General features: G+C 70.6%; 19 protein-coding genes. 5 read left to right on the plus strand and 14 right to left on the minus strand.

Annotated features, from left to right (window positions below; translation table 11 throughout):
- Positions 1 to 62: 62 nt before the first annotated feature.
- The 4 genes from R2B38_RS12145 to R2B38_RS12160 form a co-directional block, all read right to left on the minus strand.
- On the minus strand, positions 63 to 1,379 hold the full coding sequence (locus tag R2B38_RS12145; RefSeq protein ID WP_318016249.1) for a beta-xylosidase: 1,317 nt from the start codon (positions 1,377 to 1,379) through the stop codon (positions 63 to 65).
- A 231-nt stretch (positions 1,380 to 1,610) separates the two neighbouring features.
- Positions 1,611 to 2,096, minus strand: a complete 486-nt coding sequence (locus R2B38_RS12150) for a hypothetical protein (protein WP_033285965.1) — start codon at positions 2,094 to 2,096, stop codon at positions 1,611 to 1,613.
- A 302-nt stretch (positions 2,097 to 2,398) separates the two neighbouring features.
- Positions 2,399 to 2,752, minus strand: a complete 354-nt coding sequence (locus tag R2B38_RS12155) for a cytidine deaminase (RefSeq protein ID WP_318016250.1) — start codon at positions 2,750 to 2,752, stop codon at positions 2,399 to 2,401.
- A 44-nt stretch (positions 2,753 to 2,796) separates the two neighbouring features.
- Positions 2,797 to 3,612, minus strand: coding sequence for a helix-turn-helix transcriptional regulator (locus R2B38_RS12160; RefSeq protein WP_318021655.1), 816 nt, complete (start codon positions 3,610 to 3,612; stop codon positions 2,797 to 2,799).
- A 144-nt stretch (positions 3,613 to 3,756) separates the two neighbouring features.
- Between R2B38_RS12160 and R2B38_RS12165 the strand changes: the two genes are divergently transcribed.
- Positions 3,757 to 5,175: an MFS transporter gene (locus tag R2B38_RS12165; RefSeq protein WP_318016251.1), complete on the plus strand. Its 1,419-nt coding sequence runs from the start codon at positions 3,757 to 3,759 to the stop codon at positions 5,173 to 5,175.
- Between the two features lie 31 nt (positions 5,176 to 5,206).
- Here the strand turns inward: R2B38_RS12165 and R2B38_RS12170 are convergent, their stop codons facing one another.
- Both R2B38_RS12170 and R2B38_RS12175 read right to left on the minus strand, forming a co-directional pair.
- Positions 5,207 to 5,422: a DUF397 domain-containing protein gene (locus tag R2B38_RS12170; RefSeq protein ID WP_318016252.1), complete on the minus strand. Its 216-nt coding sequence runs from the start codon at positions 5,420 to 5,422 to the stop codon at positions 5,207 to 5,209.
- Positions 5,423 to 5,532: 110 nt separating this feature from the next.
- Entirely contained in the window at positions 5,533 to 6,444 is a 912-nt protein-coding gene (locus tag R2B38_RS12175) for a helix-turn-helix transcriptional regulator (RefSeq protein ID WP_318016253.1), read from the minus strand.
- Positions 6,445 to 6,874: 430 nt separating this feature from the next.
- On the opposite strand from R2B38_RS12175, the gene R2B38_RS12180 reads away from it, so the two are divergent.
- The gene (locus R2B38_RS12180; protein WP_318016254.1) at positions 6,875 to 6,997 is read left to right on the plus strand and encodes a hypothetical protein; all 123 of its coding nucleotides are present in this window, start codon (positions 6,875 to 6,877) and stop codon (positions 6,995 to 6,997) included.
- A 189-nt stretch (positions 6,998 to 7,186) separates the two neighbouring features.
- Here R2B38_RS12180 and R2B38_RS12185 read toward each other — a convergent pair whose 3' ends face one another.
- The 4 genes from R2B38_RS12185 to R2B38_RS12200 are packed head-to-tail and all read right to left on the minus strand — an operon-like array spanning position 7,187 to position 10,437.
- Positions 7,187 to 7,546: an MmcQ/YjbR family DNA-binding protein gene (locus R2B38_RS12185; protein ID WP_318016255.1), complete on the minus strand. Its 360-nt coding sequence runs from the start codon at positions 7,544 to 7,546 to the stop codon at positions 7,187 to 7,189.
- Positions 7,543 to 8,850 carry a hemolysin family protein gene (locus R2B38_RS12190; RefSeq protein ID WP_033285960.1) on the minus strand — a complete coding sequence of 436 codons (1,308 nt, stop codon included), beginning with the start codon at positions 8,848 to 8,850 and terminating at the stop codon, positions 7,543 to 7,545. The genes R2B38_RS12185 and R2B38_RS12190 overlap by 4 nt, the downstream gene beginning before the upstream one ends.
- Before the next feature lie 21 nt (positions 8,851 to 8,871).
- Positions 8,872 to 9,369 carry an rRNA maturation RNase YbeY gene (ybeY, locus tag R2B38_RS12195; protein WP_318016256.1) on the minus strand — a complete coding sequence of 166 codons (498 nt, stop codon included), beginning with the start codon at positions 9,367 to 9,369 and terminating at the stop codon, positions 8,872 to 8,874.
- Between the two features lie 12 nt (positions 9,370 to 9,381).
- Complete coding sequence (locus tag R2B38_RS12200; protein ID WP_033285958.1) at positions 9,382 to 10,437, minus strand: PhoH family protein; 1,056 nt, start codon at positions 10,435 to 10,437, stop codon at positions 9,382 to 9,384.
- A 346-nt stretch (positions 10,438 to 10,783) separates the two neighbouring features.
- Here R2B38_RS12200 and R2B38_RS12205 point away from each other — a divergent pair, with 346 nt between their 5' ends.
- Positions 10,784 to 11,509: an FAD binding domain-containing protein gene (locus tag R2B38_RS12205; protein ID WP_318016257.1), complete on the plus strand. Its 726-nt coding sequence runs from the start codon at positions 10,784 to 10,786 to the stop codon at positions 11,507 to 11,509.
- Between the two features lie 132 nt (positions 11,510 to 11,641).
- Here the strand turns inward: R2B38_RS12205 and R2B38_RS12210 are convergent, their stop codons facing one another.
- The 3 genes from R2B38_RS12210 to R2B38_RS12220 all read right to left on the minus strand — a co-directional run bounded on the left by R2B38_RS12210 (position 11,642) and on the right by R2B38_RS12220 (position 15,170).
- On the minus strand, positions 11,642 to 12,799 hold the full coding sequence (locus tag R2B38_RS12210) for a carbohydrate kinase family protein (RefSeq protein ID WP_318016258.1): 1,158 nt from the start codon (positions 12,797 to 12,799) through the stop codon (positions 11,642 to 11,644).
- A 188-nt stretch (positions 12,800 to 12,987) separates the two neighbouring features.
- Positions 12,988 to 14,277, minus strand: coding sequence for a glucarate dehydratase family protein (locus R2B38_RS12215; RefSeq protein WP_318016259.1), 1,290 nt, complete (start codon positions 14,275 to 14,277; stop codon positions 12,988 to 12,990).
- On the minus strand, positions 14,274 to 15,170 hold the full coding sequence (locus R2B38_RS12220; protein ID WP_411978566.1) for a 5-dehydro-4-deoxyglucarate dehydratase: 897 nt from the start codon (positions 15,168 to 15,170) through the stop codon (positions 14,274 to 14,276). The genes R2B38_RS12215 and R2B38_RS12220 overlap by 4 nt, the downstream gene beginning before the upstream one ends.
- A gap of 157 nt (positions 15,171 to 15,327) precedes the next feature.
- Between R2B38_RS12220 and R2B38_RS12225 the strand changes: the two genes are divergently transcribed.
- Together R2B38_RS12225 and R2B38_RS12230 are read left to right on the plus strand one after the other, a co-directional pair.
- On the plus strand, positions 15,328 to 16,110 hold the full coding sequence (locus tag R2B38_RS12225) for an IclR family transcriptional regulator (RefSeq protein WP_318016261.1): 783 nt from the start codon (positions 15,328 to 15,330) through the stop codon (positions 16,108 to 16,110).
- Between the two features lie 324 nt (positions 16,111 to 16,434).
- Positions 16,435 to 17,739 (plus strand): MFS transporter, encoded by a 1,305-nt coding sequence (locus R2B38_RS12230; protein WP_318016262.1) that lies wholly within the window; start codon positions 16,435 to 16,437, stop codon positions 17,737 to 17,739.
- Positions 17,740 to 17,837: 98 nt separating this feature from the next.
- On the opposite strand, the gene R2B38_RS12235 is transcribed toward R2B38_RS12230, so the two are convergent.
- Complete coding sequence (locus R2B38_RS12235) at positions 17,838 to 18,830, minus strand: adenosine deaminase (protein ID WP_318016263.1); 993 nt, start codon at positions 18,828 to 18,830, stop codon at positions 17,838 to 17,840.
- Positions 18,831 to 18,847: the final 17 nt, after the last annotated feature.

Here is an 18,847-nt window from a genome sequence, read left to right on the forward strand (position 1 = left end):
GGACGTGGTGTGTGGCGGTCGGGCGGGTGCGGGCGCCCGGCCACCGGAGGTGAGGCGGACGGTCAGGTGAGCGTCAGCGTGAGCACGCCGGAGTACGAGCCCGGAGGCGTGAACGCCGGTACGTTCAGGGAGAGTCCGGCGTCGACGGTGAACTGGCCGCCGGTGACGGTGCCGTCGGGCGTGGACGCGAGCGTCGCTCCCGAACTGCCCACCGTGCCCGCCGAACCGGCCGCGCAGGTGCTCGGGCTGCCCGCCTTGGTGGCGCAGGCGGGTGTCCAACTCAGCGCCCCGGCATCGATCTTGGCGCCGGGACCGGTGAAGTCGGTGACCTTGCCGGTCAGGGACCAGCCCGCGGGTCCGCCGCGGAAGTCCTGGACCGTCACCGTGTTGAGGGCGCCCGTGGAGGCACCGCCCTTGCCGAAGTCGACGGCGGAGAGACCGACGGCGTCCCCGGCCTGCGCCATGGACAACGTGCCCGCCTTGACGGTGGTCGTCAGCTTCTGACTCCCCGGCGGAACGGGCGTGGTGTCGTTGACGACGTAGGCGGCGGGACCGGCACCGAGGTCAGCACTCCACGCGCTGCCCTCGTAGGCCACGACACCGGTGGTCGTCTTGTCGTTGACGACGAGCGAACCACTGATCGTGCCGCTGCTGCTGGCCGTGACGGTCGCCGTGTCCGCGGTCTGGGCGGTTCCGGACCGCCCGGCCAGGGTCACGGTGGCACCCGGGGTGAAGTTGCTGCCGGTCACGGTGACGCTGTCACCGGCGTTCCCGGACGCCGAACCCAGGCTGATCGCACGGGTGTTGACCGGCACGGTGGCGGTCGCGGTGACGGTCTCGGAGACCGGCGCCGGCGGGTTCGTCACCGTGCAGGGGGTGTCCAGCTCCAGGATGTAGCTGGTGTGGATGTTGTAGTCGCCGGGCGAGAGGGTGATCGCGCCCGGGGTGGTGACCGTGAAGGTGCCGGTCATGGAGAACGACGGGAAAGCGCCGTTGCCGGGCACCGGGTCGTTCTTCTTGGGCCCGGCCACCGTGACGCTGCCGGTCTGGGCACCGCCGAGGGTGACCTTCCCGGTGGGCGTCATGATGTCGGCCGGCAGCGCGATCGCGGTGGGGTTGCTGGCGGCCGGCTTGACCACCGTGTAGGTCACGGTGACGGTGTCGCCGACCTTCGGCGCGGTGTTGTCCACCGTGATCGCGGCGGTCGTGGTGCCGTCGATCGGCGGGATGCCCGCGACCGCCGGCGGGATGCAGTGCGTGGCGAAGTCCACGTTCGTGGACGCACCGGCCGGACAGGCCAGCGCACCGCCCGTGGCGACCGCGAGCGCGGTCACCCCGAGCAACGACGCCCAACGGCGTCTTCGGAATGTCGTAGCCATGGCTGTGCCCCCTCCTGAGGACGGTGGGCACAGCGGCTCGTCCGCGCCCACAGGGGGCATTGATGTGGGGATCGCGTGAGAAGTCAATGGACACACCCAAACAAACTGATGGGCCGTCAGCTCCCGCCAACAGCGGGAACCGACGGCCCGGTTGAGCCCGTGGGGGGAATTCTCAGGCGACTCGGCGGTCGGCTCCTCGCCGACTCCTCAGCCGATTCCTCGGCCGACTTCTCAGTCGAACACGAACGGACCCGGTGACTGCGGCCCGGTGGCCGTGCACGTGACGGCGATCCCGAAGATCGTCATCTGCAGCGAGCCGCCGTACGCCTCCAGGCTGTCGCCGGAGGCCACGGTCCCGTCGAGCGGACCGACGGTGACGGCGTCGCCGGTCGCCATGGCCGGGTTCTTCGTGCCGCTGAAGACGGTGGTGCCACCGCTCGCGTTCTCGAACGTGAAGGTGGAGGAGATGGAGTCCTGCGACAGGGCGAGCGGCGCCGTGATGGAGGAGGTGATGGTGACCGTGGCCGCGGTGCCGTCCTGCGTGGCGGTGAGCGTTGCCGCGCCTCCGCCGAAGATGCCGCAGTCCGCGGTGATCGTCGCCGTCTGGGGAGTGACGGCGAGCGCGCTGGGCGCGAACGCCAGCGAGGCGGCCGCGAGGACCCCCGTCACCAGTGCCGCACCGGTACCGATCCGCTTGCTTCTCAGCTTGCCTTTCATGGGTCTGGTTCCCTTCCCGTGTCTGGGAATGCCATGTGGGGACGGACGGACAACCACCTCGGAAACCCCTCACGAACGCGGTGCGGTGCGCCACGCGAGCGAGAATCTGACGGTCCGTCGGAACTTACGGTTCCATTGATGCGCGGGAGACGGGGGGAGAGCAAGGGCGAAATCCGGACGGGTTACTTCCGGACACGGGGACTGTTGAAGCACCGGTCGGCACAATCCAGCCCGTCCGGCGTTTGAGGACGAGGCCCCTTCAGGACCGATGGGGGTCTGGGGGCGCAGCCCCCAGCACCACCTCAGCCAGCAACGACCGTCAGCCGGACAACCCCGTCCGGCGCAGCCACGTGCACCGGCGTCCCCGCCCCACCCAGATCCCGTACGGCCGCCAGATCCTCCGCGGCCACGGACTCCGCCTCCGTGACGACCGCCGCCGCCTCCAGCGACTTCGCCCCCGAAGCCACCGCCATGGCCACCGCCGTCCGCAACGCGCTCAGCTTCAGCGAGGAAAGGTCGACCGTCCCGGCGACATACGTCCGCCCCGTCTCGTCCCGCACGGCCGCGCCCTCCGGCACACCGTTGCGGGCCCGGGCCGAACGGGCCAGGGTGACGATCTTGCGGTCCTCGGGGTCGAGCGCGCTGCTGTCGGTCATGACCAGAGCATACGAAGGACCAGGACGAGGACCGACAAGGGCCCTCATCCCGCCACGGGGTACATCGCCCCGCGCCGCCCCTCCGGAGAGGCCAGCCACTCCAGCTTCCCCACGGTGTTCGCCTCGTCCAGCGGCGTGTGCAGCACGATCGTGAGATCGGGCCGCGCCGGCACCCGCAACGCCGTCGACTCGACGCACAGCAGGCCGACCAGCGGATGGTCCAGCTCCTTGCGGACCACCCCCGCGTCCAGGATGTCCCGCCGCTCCCACAACTCCGTGAACTCCTGGCTCACGGCGGTCACTTCGGCCAGCACCGCCTGCAGCCCCTCGTCATCGGGCCGGTCCGCGCACATCGCCCGGAACTGCGCGACGACGGTCCGCGCGTTCCGCTCCCAGCTCTGCGAACGCGCCCGGTAGAGCGGGTCGGTGAAGAAGTCGACGAGACAGTTCTGGGTGTTCTCGGGCCGCAGGCCCAGCACCCAGCCCGCCGCCTCGTTGTACATCACGCAGTTGTAGTACCGGTCCATGATGTGCGCCGGGAACGGCATCCACGCGTCGATCAGCCGCCGTATGCCCTCACAGCCGTGATCGGCGGCGGGCTCCGGCGCGGGCGGGTTCAGCCCGGCCAGCGCGTACAGATGCCGGCGCTCGGCGTTGCTGAGCCGCAGCACCCGGGCGACGGAGTCGAGGACCTGCGGCGACACGGAGATGTCCCGCCCCTGCTCCAGCCACTGGTACCAGGACGCGCCCACCCCCGCGAGCACGGCGACCTCTTCGCGCCGCAGCCCGGGCGTACGGCGCCGCGCCCCGCCGTCGGGAAGCCCCGCCTCGGCCGGGGAGACCCGGGCCCGGCGGCTCATCAGGAACTCGCGCAGTTCGCTCAGCCGACGACTCTTCAGGGCATCCTCAGCCACGTACACATCCCCCTCGTGCTGCCTGGTGGTGCCACCACCAGCACAACTTGCGGCTCCCCACGGCTATTCCGACGGCCCGAAGCTCGACACATGGCGACCGACACCACCGCTCCCGTCCACGAACCCCTCGGCGAACCCCGCCTCTCGACCCGCGACAAGCTCACCCTCTTCGTCCTCTGCGCGGCCCAGTTCATGGTCGCCCTGGACTTCTCCGTCCTCAACGTGGCCCTGCCCACCCTCGGCGCCGACCTCGGCATGAGCCGGTCCGGACTCCAGTGGGCGGTCACCGCGTTCGCGCTCCCGTCCGGCGGCTTCCTGCTCCTGTTCGGCCGCATCGGCGACCTCTACGGCCGCCGCCGGCTGTTCCTCACCGGCCTGACCCTGTTCGGCGCGGCCTCACTCCTCGCGACCTTCGCCTGGGACCCGGCATCGTTCCTGACGGGCCGGGCGCTGCAAGGCCTGGGCGCGGCGGCGATCGTCCCCACCGGCATGAGCCTGCTCACCACCACGTTCCCCGAGGGCCCGGCCCGCGACCGCGCGCTCGGCATCTCCGGCACCCTGCTCTCGCTCGGCTTCACGGTCGGCATGGTGGCGGGAGGTGTCCTGACCGACGCGTTCGGCTGGCGCTCGACGATGGCCCTGCTGACCCTGTTCGCGGTCCTGGTCCTCCCGCTGGCCCCCGCCCTGCTCCCCGAGTCCCGCACCCCGGACCGCCCGCGCCTGGACGTCCCCGGCGCGATCACGGTCACCGCAGGACTCCTGTCCCTGATCTACGCCCTCTCGACAGCGGCGGACCACGGATTCGCACGCCCCGACGTGATCACGACCCTGATCGCGGGCGTCCTGCTCCTCACGGCCTTCACGTACATCGAGTCCCGCACGCCCCAGCCCCTGGTCTCCCTCCCGATGCTGCGCCGCCGCACGGTGGCGTGGGGCAACCTGGGCGGCCTGGTCACCTTCTCGATGATGTCGACGGTGGTCTTCGTCCTGACCCTGTACCTCCAGGAGATCCTGCACCTGTCGTCCTTCGAGACGGGCCTGGTCTTCGGCGTCCAGGGCATCCTCTCGGCGGTGGCCGGCGTCTACGCCCCGAAGGTCATCGGCCGCGTCGGCGCCCGCCGCACCCTGATCGCCTCCCTCACCGGCCAGGCGGCCCTGACCGCGGCCCTCCTGGCCCTGAACACCCACACCTGGTCGGTCTGGCCGGCCACGGCCGCCGTCTCCCTGGCCAGCATGTGCCACCTGGGCGCGATCATCTCCTACGGCCTCACGGTCACCTCGGGCGTCCCCGACGAGGAACAGGGCCTCGCCACCGGCCTGGTCACCTCCACCCAGCAGGTGGGCATCACCATCGGCATCCCCCTCCTGGGCGTCCTCGCCACCACCTCGGACGACCTCATGTCGGGGGTCCACACGGTCGTCGGCATCGACGCGGCGATCGCGCTGGGGGCGGCGGTGCTGGTGGCCGTAGGGCTCGGCAGGCACGGGCGTACCGCGACGCGGCCGTGACGGCTCCGCACGCCGAAGGCCCGCCCCTGACTCAGGGGCGGGCCTTCGGCTCGGACGGAGGTGAGGCCGGACGGGTCACGGAGTGGACGAACTCCACCCAGGCGTGCGGAGCGAAGGTCACCACCGCACCCTGGGGATCGCGGGAGTCGCGGACCAGGACCGTCTCACCGGTCCAGGCGACCTCCACGCATTCAGCGCCTCCGCCCCCACTCGCACGGCTCTTGCGCCACGACCATGAGCCACCCACGTCGCCCCTCCAACCTGGGTGTGGACACGCAGCACCTCTTCCAGAGTAGCCGTGCCCCGGTCGAATATGAATGCGACGTTTCTCGCCAACGTCCGTGCGGCCAAACGGAGTTATTCGTTCGAGGGCTCGTCGACGGGCCCCAGCAGCGCCTTCAGGTCGTCGCTCCCCGTCTCCACCCGCTGCGTCAGCCGGTGCAGCAGTTCGGGCACGTCGTCCTTGATGGCCAGGTCCTCCAACTCCCAGAACCGCTCCAGCATGCGTCCCGTCTCCTCGGGATCACTGCTGGTGGAGGAGTCGCCGCGGGGATTCTCCACATACATCGAGTCCGGCATCTCGTCGGTCTCGAACTCGAAGTGGGTGAAGGGTCCTTGCATACCGGCGTGCGCCCCGACGCTGAACGGAAGGATCATCACGGTGATCCGGGGCCGGGCCGCGAGCTCGGCCAGCCGGTCCAGTTGGTTGCGCATGACACCGCGCCCGCCGACCTGCCGGCGGATCACCGACTCGTCGAGGATGAAGAACCACTGCGCGCCCTCGTCGGCCACGAGCAGTTCCTGACGCATGAGCCGCGCCTCGACATACCGGTCGAGCGTGCTCTCCGAGACCGTCCGGTCGTAGGCACGCATGATGGTCCGCCCGTACTCCTCCGTCTGCAGAATGCCGGGAATCTGCAGGGAGTTGAACATCCGGACGATCGACGCGGACGACTCGAAGGCCAGGTACTGCTGGAACTCCTTGCCGAAGATGTCCCGGAACTCGGAGAACGGCATCTTCCGGCTGCCCCGGGCGAGATCGAGCAGCGTGTCGATACGGCGCCGGTCGGTGACGCCGTAGGCGGCGAGCAGGGGGCGCAGGTCGTTGACCGAGATGCCGACCTCGCCCGCCTCGATCCGGATCAGCTTGGAGGGACTCCACTCCATCTTCTCCGCGACCTGGCGCTGCGTCAGCCCGGCACTGGTCCGCGCTTTGCGGAGTTCCGTACGCAGCCGCAACCGCTGGAGTGCCGCGCTCGGCGCGCTCATGACCACCCCACCCCCATCCGGACCATACAAGTTGCAACATAGCAGATTAGATGGTTACGCATCGACACCTCTCCAACGGAAGATTCGCCCGGCGCACTCATGGATCATCCCAGGTGAGCGACCATTCGGCAGCGCGGGAACTTCCGAGATGCTATATAGCTCTTCGCAGGTGTCCAATCGGACCCACCGTGATGCAGTCAAGCAATTAGTACTGTTCACCCACCCGCGCGGGGGATACGCTGGCTTCGAGGCGCAATGTCGGTCTGAAGAACCGTCACACCTCGTCCCTCGCAAGGAGGTTCAGCCACACGCATCGCAAGTTGACACCGGCCCGGCCTGGCCCCGATCGCCCACCTCCCGGACGCACGCCATGTGGATCGCCGCGGTATCCACAACGCGTGTGGAACCACCGGGAAGGAGGAAGAGCCCCATGGCCACAGAGCCGGAGGGGCGCCGCAGCACGTGGCACGAGAGGGTGGCGACAGCTACCCCCTGGATCAGTCTCGCCGTCGTGATCTACAAGATCATCGAGGAACTGCTCCGCCACATGTGACGTCAAATGGCCCCGGTCAAAGGGACCCGGGACCAGGTGACGCGGACGCCGATGAAACGCAGGTTCCACTCCGAGTGCGCTTGCCGGCCTACGCGGAGTGGGGCCTGTCACGAAGCCGCTGAACTATCCATTCTGCCGCGACTTCGCAGCGATGGCGAGGTGTACGGCCCCGTGCATCGCCGCACAGCGTCACGTCCGGTCGAGCCGCAGCCGCTCCACCCTCGGCAGACCGGCCACGACCAGGTCGTACGAGTCCTCGATCAGTTCCTTGAGGAGCCGGTCGGGGAGTCCCCCGTCCACCGTCACCGTGTTCCAGTGCCGCTTGTTCATGTGGTACCCGGGGATGATCAGCCCCTCGTGCTCCTCCCGGAGCCGGATCGCGTCCTCCGGGTCGCACTTGAGGTTGACCGTGAGGGGACGGCCGTCCAGGCGGGTCAGGGCGAAGAGCTTGCCGAGGACCTTGAAGACGGACGTGTCCGGGTTGAACGGGAAGTCCTCCACCGTCGCGTTGAACGACAGGCAGAACGCGCGCAGTTCCTCGGGGCTCACTCCGGCTTCGTCTCCTCCTCGGCCGGGCCGTCCGGATCCACCGGCTCGACCAGTACCGTCACGATCTTGTTCCGGCGCCCGGCCGAGGCCTCCGCCGTCAGGCGCAGTTCGCGGCCGTCCGGCAGCTCTACGACCGAGGAGGCACCGGCGATCGGGACCCGGCCCAGGGCCTTCGCGAGCAGGCCCCCGACCGTCTCCACGTCCTCGTCGTCGTAGGCCTCGAAGCCGTACAGCTCGCCGAGGTCGCCGATGTCGAGGCGGGCGGTGACCCGGTAGCGGTCGTCGCCCAGCTCCTCCACCGGGGGGAGTTCGCGGTCGTACTCGTCGGTGATCTCGCCGACGATCTCCTCCAGGATGTCCTCGATGGTGACGATGCCGGCCGTGCCGCCGTACTCGTCGATGACGACGGCGACGTGGTTGCGCTCCTGCTGCATCTCGCGCAGGAGGTCACCGGCGTTCTTGGTGTCCGGCACGAAGGTGGCGGGCCGCATGGCCGTCGAGACCAGCTCCGACTCGGCGTCGCGGCTGATGTGCGTCTTGCGGACCAGGTCCTTCAGGTACACGATCCCGACGATGTCGTCCTCGCTCTCCCCCGTGACCGGGATCCGCGAGAAGCCGGAGCGGAGCGCGAGGGTGAGGGCCTGGCGGATCGTCTTGTAGCGCTCGATGACCACCAAGTCCGTGCGGGGGACCATGACTTCACGCACCAGGGTGTCGCCGAGCTCGAAGACCGAGTGCACCATGCGGCGCTCCTCGTCCTCGATCAGGGACTCCTTCTCGGCGAGGTCCACCAGCGCGCGCAGCTCGGCCTCGGACGCGAACGGGCCGCGCCGGAAGCCCTTTCCGGGGGTGAGCGCGTTGCCGATGAGGATCAGGAGGTACGGGATCGGGCCCATGATCCGCGCGAGCGGCAGCAGCACGTACGCCGCCGCCGTGGCCGTGTTCAGCGGGTGCTGGCGGCCGATCGTGCGCGGGGAGACCCCGACCGCGACGTACGACACGAGGACCATGACGCCGATCGCGGCGAGCAGCGCGGGCGCGGTGCCGTGGATCACGTGCAGGCACTCGTAGGTGACCAGCGCGGCGGCGGCCATCTCGCAGGCCACCCGCACCAGCAGGGCGACATTGAGGTAGCGGGTCGGGTCGGCGGCGACCTGCGCGAGCTTGGCACTCCCGCGCCGGCCGGACCGTACGGCCTCCTCGGCGCGGAAGCTGGAGACGCGCGCGAGGCCCGCCTCCGCGCAGGCGGCGAGCCAGGCGACAACGACAAGGGCGATGGCCCCGACGACGATCTGAGGACTCATGAGTTGGGGTGACCCGCTGCCCTAGGAGACCGTCGGAGCCGGGGACGGGCCGGTGTGGCCCTTCTCCGCGCGCCAGCCGTCCACGATGGCGGCCTGGAGACCGAACATCTCGGCCTTCTCGTCCGGCTCCTCGTGGTCGTAGCCGAGGAGGTGCAACACACCGTGGACGGTGAGGAGTTGGAGCTCCTCGTCCATGGTGTGCTGCGTCTCGGCCTCGGCGCCCTGCTTCTTGGCGACCTCCGGGCACAGCACGATGTCACCGAGCAGCCCCTGCGGAGTCTCCTCGTCGTCCTTGCTCGGCGGACGCAGCTCGTCCATCGGGAAGGACATGACATCGGTCGGCCCGGGCAGGTCCATCCACTGGATGTGGAGCTGCTCCATGGCGTCCTCGTCCACGACGATCACCGAGAGCTCGGAGAGCGGGTGGATGCGCATCCGCGCGAGGGCGTAGCGGGCGATGTCGAGGATCGCCTGCTCGTCGACCTCGGTTCCGGACTCGTTGTTGACGTCGATCGACATGGTCGTGCTGATCTACTTCCGCTTGTCACGGGCACCCTTGTGGGTGCCGTTCTCCGTACCGTTCTCGCTGTCGTACTTCTCGTACGCGTCGACGATACGGCCGACCAGCTTGTGCCGGACGACGTCCGCCGACGACAGGCGGGAGAAGTGCACGTCGTCGAGCCCCTCCAGGATGTCCTGCACCTGCCGCAGCCCCGACTTCGTCCCGCTCGGCAGGTCGACCTGCGTCACGTCACCGGTGATCACGATCTTCGACTCGAAACCGAGCCGGGTGAGGAACATCTTCATCTGCTCGGGGCTCGTGTTCTGGGCCTCGTCCAGGATGATGAAGGCGTCATTGAGCGTGCGGCCACGCATGTATGCCAGCGGTGCCACCTCGATCGTCCCCGCCGCCATCAGCTTCGGGATCGACTCCGGGTCGAGCATGTCGTGCAGCGCGTCGTACAGGGGGCGCAGGTACGGGTCGATCTTTTCGTAGAGGGTGCCCGGGAGGAAGCCCAGGCGCTCGCCCGCCTCGACCGCGGGGCGGGTGAGGATGATCCGGCTGACCTGCTTGGCCTGGAGGGCCTGGACGGCCTTGGCCATGGCGAGGTAGGTCTTGCCGGTGCCGGCGGGGCCGATGCCGAAGACGATCGTGTTCTTGTCGATCGCGTCGACGTACCGCTTCTGGTTGAGGGTCTTGGGGCGGATCGTGCGGCCTCGCGAGGACAGGATGTTCTGGGTGAGCACCTCGGCCGGTGTCTCCTCGGGACCATCCCCGTTCTCACTCGCCCGCAGCATGGCGATCGAGCGTTCCACCGCATCCTCCGTCATCGGCTGCCCGGTGCGCAGCACCAGCATCATCTCGTCGAACAGGCGCTGGACGAGGGCGACTTGGCGGGCGTCGCCGACCGCGCTGATCTCATTGCCCCGGACGTGGATGTCGGCCGCCGGGAAGGCCTTCTCGATCACGCGCAGGAGGGCGTCTCCGGACCCCAGGACGGTGACCATCGGATGCTGGGCGGGGACGGTGAACCGTGCCTTCGCCTGCTCCTGCGCGGGGGTGTGAGCTGTGGGTGTCTGAGTCATGGGCCGGCTCTGTAGGCCTTGCTCGTCCTCCTCGAAAAGACTCGCCCGCCACAAGGGCGGCCTGGTGATTCCAGGGTACGCCGGGCCACTGACAACGCCGTAGGGCTTTTCGGTGACCGTCGGGCCACGAAATCCGGGCCTGCCCGGCCTCCTGGGGAAGGGTGCCCTTCCGTTTCCGGGAGCGGGTCCGGCGCAGGGGAGGCGCGCGGGGTGCCGCCGTGAGCCCTGTTCGCGCCCCCACGCTTGTACGGACAATGTGCTGTGTCAGCCAAGTGTCAGCAGGAGGTCCGGCCGGTGGGCCGTGGCTCCCACCGCCGGGCCGTACAGGGAAAGCAGGTCGGCCGCTGTGTTCGTGCGTCTGCCCACGTCGGTGTCCGAAGCGCAGGAGTGCCTGGTCGAGGGGGCGGTGCCCGTCGGCGGGGCGACGCTCGTGTGGGCCTCGTGGCAACGGGACGGGTTCCCCGAGCAGGCGGTGTCCCTGCGGGAGCTGCCCGAGGCGAAGGTGATCGGGGACGGGACGCTGGGCGCGGCCGTACTGCTGCACGAGATCGACGAGCGGGTGCCGGAGGTGCTGCGGCGGGCCGCGGCGGGCGTCGGGACCGGGGCCGTGCGCAGGACCGCCACCGTCGGCGGCAACATCGTCGGCAGCACGCTGCGCTGTCTGCTCCCCGCCGCGCTGGTGCTGGACGCGCGCGCGGTCGTCCTGGAACCGGACGGTCCGGTCGAGACCGACCTCGCCGAGCTGCTCGCGAAGCGGCCGGTGCTGCTCAGCCTGCGCTGGCCGGAGCCGGTCGCCAGCGGCTATCGCAAGCTGACCGGTGTGCTGCGGGGCGAGGTTCCGTTCGTGGTCGCGGTGGCGGTGGGAGCGGCGGAGGACACGGAGGCACGCATCCTGCGCGTCGCCGTGCGGGACGGCTACGACGTGCTCAGCGAGACCGTCCCCTACGACACGGACACCGGCCGGATACTCCGCGCCCTGGCCCTGACACCGCTCGGCACACTGCCCGAGGCGGTCTTCGAGGCCGTACGGGAAGAGGTCACCGGTGTGCTGGAGCGTGCGGGGGCCCGCTGAACGGAGCAGGAACGGTTCGCCTCCGGGACTCCGGGACTCCGGGACTCCGGGACTCCGGGACTCCGGGACTCCGGGACTCGGCGGCAGGCGCCGGGTGTCCGGCCGCTCATGCCCATCCCCGTTGTGCCGCTCCTAGGCGGACCGGCCGAACCCGATCGTCGGTACCGCCCGGCGCAGTGGCCAGGGACTGCCGCTGCCCTGCTCCTCCGGTACGAGTCCCGCCAGGAAGGCGTACCGGCGCAGGGCCGCCGGGTCCTGGCCCTCGACCGACTGCACCTTGCGCCACCAGGCGCCGAGTTCGGACCAGCCCGGCGCGGAGAGGGAGCCGCCGAACTCCTGGACGGAGAGGGCGGCGGTGAGTCCGGCGAAGGCGAGCCGGTCGGCGAGCGGCCAGCCGGCCAGGGTGCCGGTGACGAAACCGGCCACGAAGACATCGCCCGCACCGGTGGGGTCGAGCGCCTCGACGGCGATCGCCGGGACCTCGGCGGACTCTCCGGTACGCCGGTCCACGGCGTAGGCGCCGTCCGCGCCGAGGGTGACGACGGCGAGCGGTACGTGTTCGGTGAGCGCGTGGGCGGCGGCGCGGGGGCAGTCGGCGCCGGTGTAGCGCATGGCTTCCTCGGCGTTCGGCAGGAACGCCTCGCAGTGCGCGAGGTCGGCGAGCCCGGCGAGGTCCCAGGCGCCGGTGTCGTCCCAGCCGACGTCGGCGAAGATCCGGGTGCCCTCGCTCGCGGCCTGGGCGACCCAGGGGGCCTGCTTGCCGGGGGTGAGCGAGGCGACGGCGGCACGCGCGCGTGGCGGGCAGTCAGGTGCGCCGCCCTGCCCGAACACGACCTCCGGGGGCGGCTCGTGGCCGTGCGACACCATCGTGCGCTCGCCCTCGTACGCCATCGACACGGTGACCGGCGAGTGCCAGCCGGGCACCGTGCGGGAGGCGGAGAGGTCGATGCCCTCGCCCTGCGCGAGCGCGTCCCAGCAGTACTCGCCGTAGTGGTCGTCGCCGAAGGCCGCGGCGAGCGAGGTCCGCAGGCCGAGGCGGGCCAGCGCGGTCGCCATGTTGGCGACGCCGCCGGGGCTCGACCCCATCCCGCGCGCCCAGGACTCGGTGCCGCGCACGGGTGCGGATTCGAGGCCGGTGAAGATGATGTCGAGGAAGACGGTGCCGGTGAGGTACACGTCCCAGGGCGGATCGTCCGCCGCACGCAGCCCGGCCAGCGGGTCGACCCCGCAGGACGGCCCTTCGCTGCGGGACGACGGTCCCTTTCCGGTGGACGCGTTGGACGCGGTCACGGTGCGCTCCCTGACGTGATACGGATCAGGCCAGTGTGCACCACCACGCGCGCGTGAGGGCGGCTCCCGCTCCGGGACCACCCGCCACACCGGTACCGGGCAACCGCAGGTCCGGGCTCCACGGTGGCTGCCGCCCCCGGTGACGGCCCGGGCGCCGGTGCCGTACCGGGCGCGTCCGGATCCGGCCGCTACCAGCGCGGCATCGACGGCGTGACCCACTCCGGGTCCGTGATCCGCATCGCGGCCGCGTCGTCGCGCTCGCGCAGCGCGCCGTCGTCGTCGAGCCAGCGCCGGTGCAGGAACTCCAGCTTGGCGCGGTCGAGTTCGACGCCGAGGCCGGGGGCGTCGGAGACGGTGACCTTGGCGTCGGTGAAGGTGAGGCGTTCGGTGAGGACGTCCTCCGACTGCCAGGGGTAGTGGGAGTCGCAGGCGTGGTGGAGGTTGGGGACGGTCGACGCGACGTGGGTCATCGCGGCGAGGCTGATGCCGAGGTGGGTGTTGGAGTGCATGGAGATGCCGACGCCGAACGTGCGGCAGATGGCGGCCAGTTGCTGGGTGTTGCGCAGCCCGCCCCAGTAGTGGTGGTCGGAGAGCACCACCTGTACGGCGTCCTTCGTGAAAGCTTCCTCGATCTCGGCGAACGTCGTCACGCACATGTTGGTGGCGAGCGGCACGTCGGTCCCGGCGGACACCTCGGCCATCGCGGGGGTGCCCAGCGCCGGGTCCTCCAGGTATTCGAGGACGTCCCCCAGCTCCTTGGCCACCTTCAGCGAAGTCTCCACGGACCAGGCGCCGTTGGGGTCGAGGCGCAGGGGGTGGTCGGGGAAGGCCGCCGCCAACGCCCGTACGGCGGCGATCTCTTCGTCGGGCGGGAAGACCCCGCCCTTGAGCTTGAAGGAGGTGAAGCCGTACCGCTCCTTGAACTTCCGTGCCTGCTCGACGACTCCGGCCGGGTCGATCGCGGCACCCCAGTCGTCCTTCTCGCTCGCGACGCCCTCGGGGTGGTCGGCCCACTTGTAGAACAGGTACGCGCTGTACTCGACGGCGTCCCTCACCTTGCCCCCGAGCAGGGCGTGTATGGGCAGCCCGAGCGACTTGCCGAGGGCGTCGAGGCAGGCGACCTCGAAGGCGGAGACGACGGACAGGCGCAGCTTGTCGGCGGTCTGGACACCGCGCAGTCCGCCGACGTCGACCTGCCCGGAGACCCGCGAACTGTCGACGGCCAGCTCGTCGGCGACCGTGAACAGGCCGTTCAGGTCGCTGACTTGACGGCCGGTCAGCTTCTCGGCGAACGGGCGGGCCAGTTCCAGGTACTTGGTGTCGCCGTAGGTCTCGCCGAGGCCGGTGATCCCGTCGGCCGTCTCGATCTCGACGATCAGGCGCGGGGTGTAGGGCTGGTGGACGCCCTGAGTGTTCAGCAGCGGCGGATCCGCGACCAGGATCGGGGTCAGGCGGACGTCGGCGATGGTGAGGTTCACAGCGCGGCTCCTACGAGGTCGAGTCCGGTGGCGAGCAGGGTCGTGAGTTCGGCGAGGTCGGCGGCCGAGGGGTCGGTGAGCGGGGCGCGTACGGGTCCCACCGGCTGGCCGCGCAGCCGGGCCGCCGCCTTGATCAGCGACACGGCGTATCCCGGTACGCGGTCGCGGAGTTCGACGAGCGGGACGTAGAAGTCGCGCAGCAGTCGCTCGACGGTCTTGTCGTCGGCGTCCCGCAATGCCGCGAAGAAGGCGTTCGCGATCTCGGGGGCGAAGGCGTGGACGGCGGAGGAGTAGGCGGGGACGCCGACCGTGGCGTAGGCGCGGGCCTGGATCTCGGCGGTCGAGGCGCCGTTGAAGAAGAGGAAGCCCTCGGGGGCGGCGAGTGTGAGGCGCTGGAGGCGGTCGAGGTCGCTGTGGCCGTCCTTGAGGCCGATGACGCCGGGGATCGCCGCGATCCGCCTCAACGAGCTTGCTGTGAAGGTGACTTGGCCGCGCTGGTACGCGATGAGAGGGAGCCGGGTGCGGGCTGCGAGTTGCTCAAGCTGAGCCACCAGGCCGTCCTGCGGGGCGGCGACGAGGTAGTGCGGGAGGACGAGGAGCGCGTCGGCGCCGGCCTCCTCGGCGATACGGGCGAAGCGGGTGGCCTGTGCCCAGCCGTAGCCGACACCGGCGACGACGGGGACGCGGCCGGCCGCCTCCTCGACGGCGATGGTCACGACCGTGCGGTACTCGTCCTCGTCCAGCGAGAAGAACTCGCCGGTGCCGCAGGCCGGGAAGACGGCGCCGGGGGCGGTGGCGATCCTGGCCGCGACATGGGTGCGGAAGCCGTCCGGGTCGAGGGAGCCGTCGTCGTGGAAGGAGGTCAGCGGGAAGGAGAGCACGCCGCCCGCCATCCCGTCCCGGAGCCTGCGCACCACGGTCTCCGTGTCGCCGTTCACTGCCATCTCCCTATGTAGACGTCATCCATGTATGAAGACAGAGGTTAGGTACGCGAACCCCGACCGTCAATGGGGCAGCCGGTCCTCGGACCCCGCTCGCTACGATCGGTGCATGTCAGAGCCCGGTGGCGTCCGCGAGGTGAAGTCCGCCGCCCGTACGGTCGAGCTGCTCGAACTGCTCGCCGCGCGCGGTGACCGTCCCGCGCGCCTCCAGGAACTCGCCGACGAGCTGGGTGTGCCGCGCAGCTCCATGTACGCCCTCCTCCAGACCCTCATCGCGCACGGCTGGGTCCGCACCGACATCACCGGCTCGCTCTACGGCATCGGCATCCACGCCCTGCTCACCGGCACGACCTATCTGGACTCCGACCCGCGCGTCAGGGTCGTACGGCCGTATCTCGACGAGGCGTCCCAGGCGCTGGGCGAGACGATCCATATGGGGCGGTTGGACGGGCGGGACGTGGCGTATCTGGCTACGCGGGAGTCCCACGAGTACCTCCGGACGATCAGCAGGGTGGGGCGGCGGCTCCGGGCCCATGTCGGCGCCCTGGGCAAGGCGCTGCTCGCCGAACGGCCGGACGCGGAGTTGCCCTCCGGGCCGTACGAGGCGGCTACCCCCAACACCCACACCACCCGGGACGCGTTGGCTGCCGACCTCGCGGGGGTCCGCGCCCGGGGCTACTCGGTCGACCGCGAGGAGGGGGTCCTCGGGATCGTCGGGTTCGGGTTCGCGCTGCGGTACGACAACCCGCCCCTGGACGCGATCAGTTGCTCGGTGCCGGTGGCTCGGCTGACGCCGGAGCACGAAGGGCAGATCGTCGCCGTGATGCGGGAGATCCGGGCGAAGATCGAGAGTGCGTCGGGTGCGGCCGGTGGGGCTGTGCACTGGCGGTAGTGGGCGCGCCTCCTGGGGGCTGCGCCCCCAGACCCCCGCATCGGCCCTGAAGGGGCCTCGTCCTCAAACGCCGGACGGGCTGAGTAGTGCCGGCCTGCGTCGAGAGGTTGCCGGACGGGCTGGAAAGTGAACGCCGTTGAAAGATTGAGGCCCTCTACTGCCCCACGTTCGTCACCCCAAACTCAACGTGCCCCAGATCACACCCCCCGCCCTTCTTTCGCGAACCGGGTGCTTGATACAAATTGGCCGCGCGTTCCTGTCCGTCGACGGTCGTCGCCCAATCCCCTTTTTGAGCCGCTTCTTTCGCATGCCCTGGGAACGCCCGTGTTCGCCCGCAGCACCACCACGCCCTGGCCCCTCGTCGCCCTTTTCACGGCCGGGTATCTAGCCCCCTATCTCCTCCCCACCACCGTCGGCAGACTCGACGCGGGGCTGCCGCTCTCCGCCACGCAGGCCGGTGCCGTCGGCAGTGCGCTGCTGCTGAGTTCGGCCGCGGCGGGGTTCCTGCTCGCCTCGCGCGTCGAACGGGTCGGGCCGCGCACGCTCGCGCGGATCGGTCTTGCCCTCGCCGTTCTCGGATACGGCTCGGCCGCCCTCACCCACGCCGTCCCCGCGGTCATCGCGGGCGCGGTGGTCGGCGGGTTCGGATCGGGTACGGCCACCACGGTCGCCGCGTCCGGGATCGCCGCCGAACGGGACCCCCATCGCGCTTCCACGCTCGGCCTGTTGTGCGTGTCGGCGCTCGCGGGTGCCGTCTATCTGACGGTCCCGCACCTCGGCGCGGGCCACGGCCAGCCGCTCGCCGCGATCGCCCTCACCGCACTCGCCGTATGGCCACTGACCGGACGCCTCCCGGTCCGTACGACGACGGCGCACACGCGCGTGGAGACCGCCGGACTCCCCCACCGCCGCGCCGGACTCGTCCTCGCCGGCACCCTGCTGTGCTGGTCCCTCGCCCAGAACTCCCTCTGGGGCGTCAGCGGCCGCATCGGCATCGACCAGGCCCATCTCTCCGAGGTCACCGTCGGCGCGGTCTTCGCGATAGCGCTCGGTACCGGTCTGGTCGGCGTCATCGGCGCGGGCACACTCGGGTCCCGGCTGGGGCGCGCGGTGCCGATCGGCGCGGGCACTGCGCTCATAGCGGGCTGCATCGTCCTCAGCGCGTCCGCACACGACCTGAGGACGTTCGCGACCGGCGAGATCGCCTGGAACACCCTCTACCCGATCGTCCTCTCCTACGTCCTCGGTCTCGCCGCTTCCCTTGATCCGCGCGGCCGTTGGGCCGTCCTCGTCGGCTCGGCCTCGTCACTGGGTACGGCGGCGGGCCCCCTGGCGGGCAGCGTGCTGTCGGCGCGGGCCGGGTTCCCCGCGATGGGCGCGATCCTCGCGGTGGGGCTGGTCGTGATCGCTGTACCGATGACCGGGGTCGCCCTCCACACCGGCGGCCGACTCCTGGTCCCCGGCACCGTCCGACGGCGCGGCGGCACCCCGGCCACCGTGGTCGCCTCGTCGACCGGCTCCCCCGAGCAACCGGTCATCGAGATCCCGCTGGACACCCCGGCCGTCCCGGCGCAGGGCGCCTACGACACGGCGGGCCCTCGGCAGGCGGCCACGGCCACGGGCGGCTGAGCGCTCGCGCGGCCCCGTCAGGGGCGCGGGGCTGTATCGATGTGCGGCTCCGCCGCGGGGCGCGACCAGCCCCCACCGGCCCGCAGATCACCAACTACCTACGAGAACTCGTACGCCTCCACCTCGGCCAGATATCGAACCCGCCGCTCCTCGTCGTCCTCCAAGAAGGACGCGACGAAGGAGTTCCGGGCCAGCTCACGCAGCCTCTCCTCGGTCAGGCCCAGCGCCGAGCGCACCGCATCGAAGTTGTCGCCCGCGTACCCGCCGAAGTACGCCGGGTCATCGGAGTTCACCGTGCAGAGCAGCCCCGCGTCCAGCATCGCCGGCAGCGGGTGCTCGGCAAGGACGTCCACCGCTCGCAACCGGACGTTCGACAGAGGGCAGAGCGTCAGCGGAATCCGGTCCCGCACCAACCGCGCCACCAGCTCCTCGTCCTCCATGCACCGCAGGCCGTGGTCGATCCGCTCGACCCCCAGAACATCCAGCGCCTCGGTGATGTAGGCCGGCGGGCCCTCCTCACCGGCGTGTGCGACGCGTCGTAGACCCAGCGCGGCGGCGGCCTCGTAGACCTCGCGGAACTTCGCCGGCGGGTGGCCGACCTCGGCCGAGTCGAGGCCGATGCCGGTGATGCGGTCGAGGTACGGCTTCGCGGCCTCCAGGGTCCGCAGCGCCGAGTCGGCGGACTCGTCGCGCAGGAAGCACAGGATCAGCCGGGTCGAGATGCCGTGGTTCGTCTCGCTGCTGCCCAGCGCCCGCCACAGGCCCTCCACCACCGTGCCCATGTCCACGCCCCGCGCGATGTGCGCCTGCGGGTCGAAGAAGATCTCCGCGTGCCGGACACCCTGTGCGGCGGCGCGGGCGAGGTAGGCGTTGGCGAGGTCCTCGAAGTCCCGCTCGGTGCGCAGGACGGCCATCAGCTCGTAGTAGAGGTTCAGGAAGGTCTGGAGGTCCTCGAAGAGGTACGCCTTCCGGAGTTCCTCGGTGTCCGCGTACGGCAGCTCGACGCCGTTGCGGGCCGCGAGCGCGAAGGCCAGCTCGGGCTCCAGGGTGCCTTCGATGTGCAGGTGCAGTTCGGCTTTGGGAATGGGCATCGAAGTATCGTACGGGT

It is taken from the genome of Streptomyces sp. N50, from assembly GCF_033335955.1.
Lineage (GTDB): Bacteria > Actinomycetota > Actinomycetes > Streptomycetales > Streptomycetaceae > Streptomyces.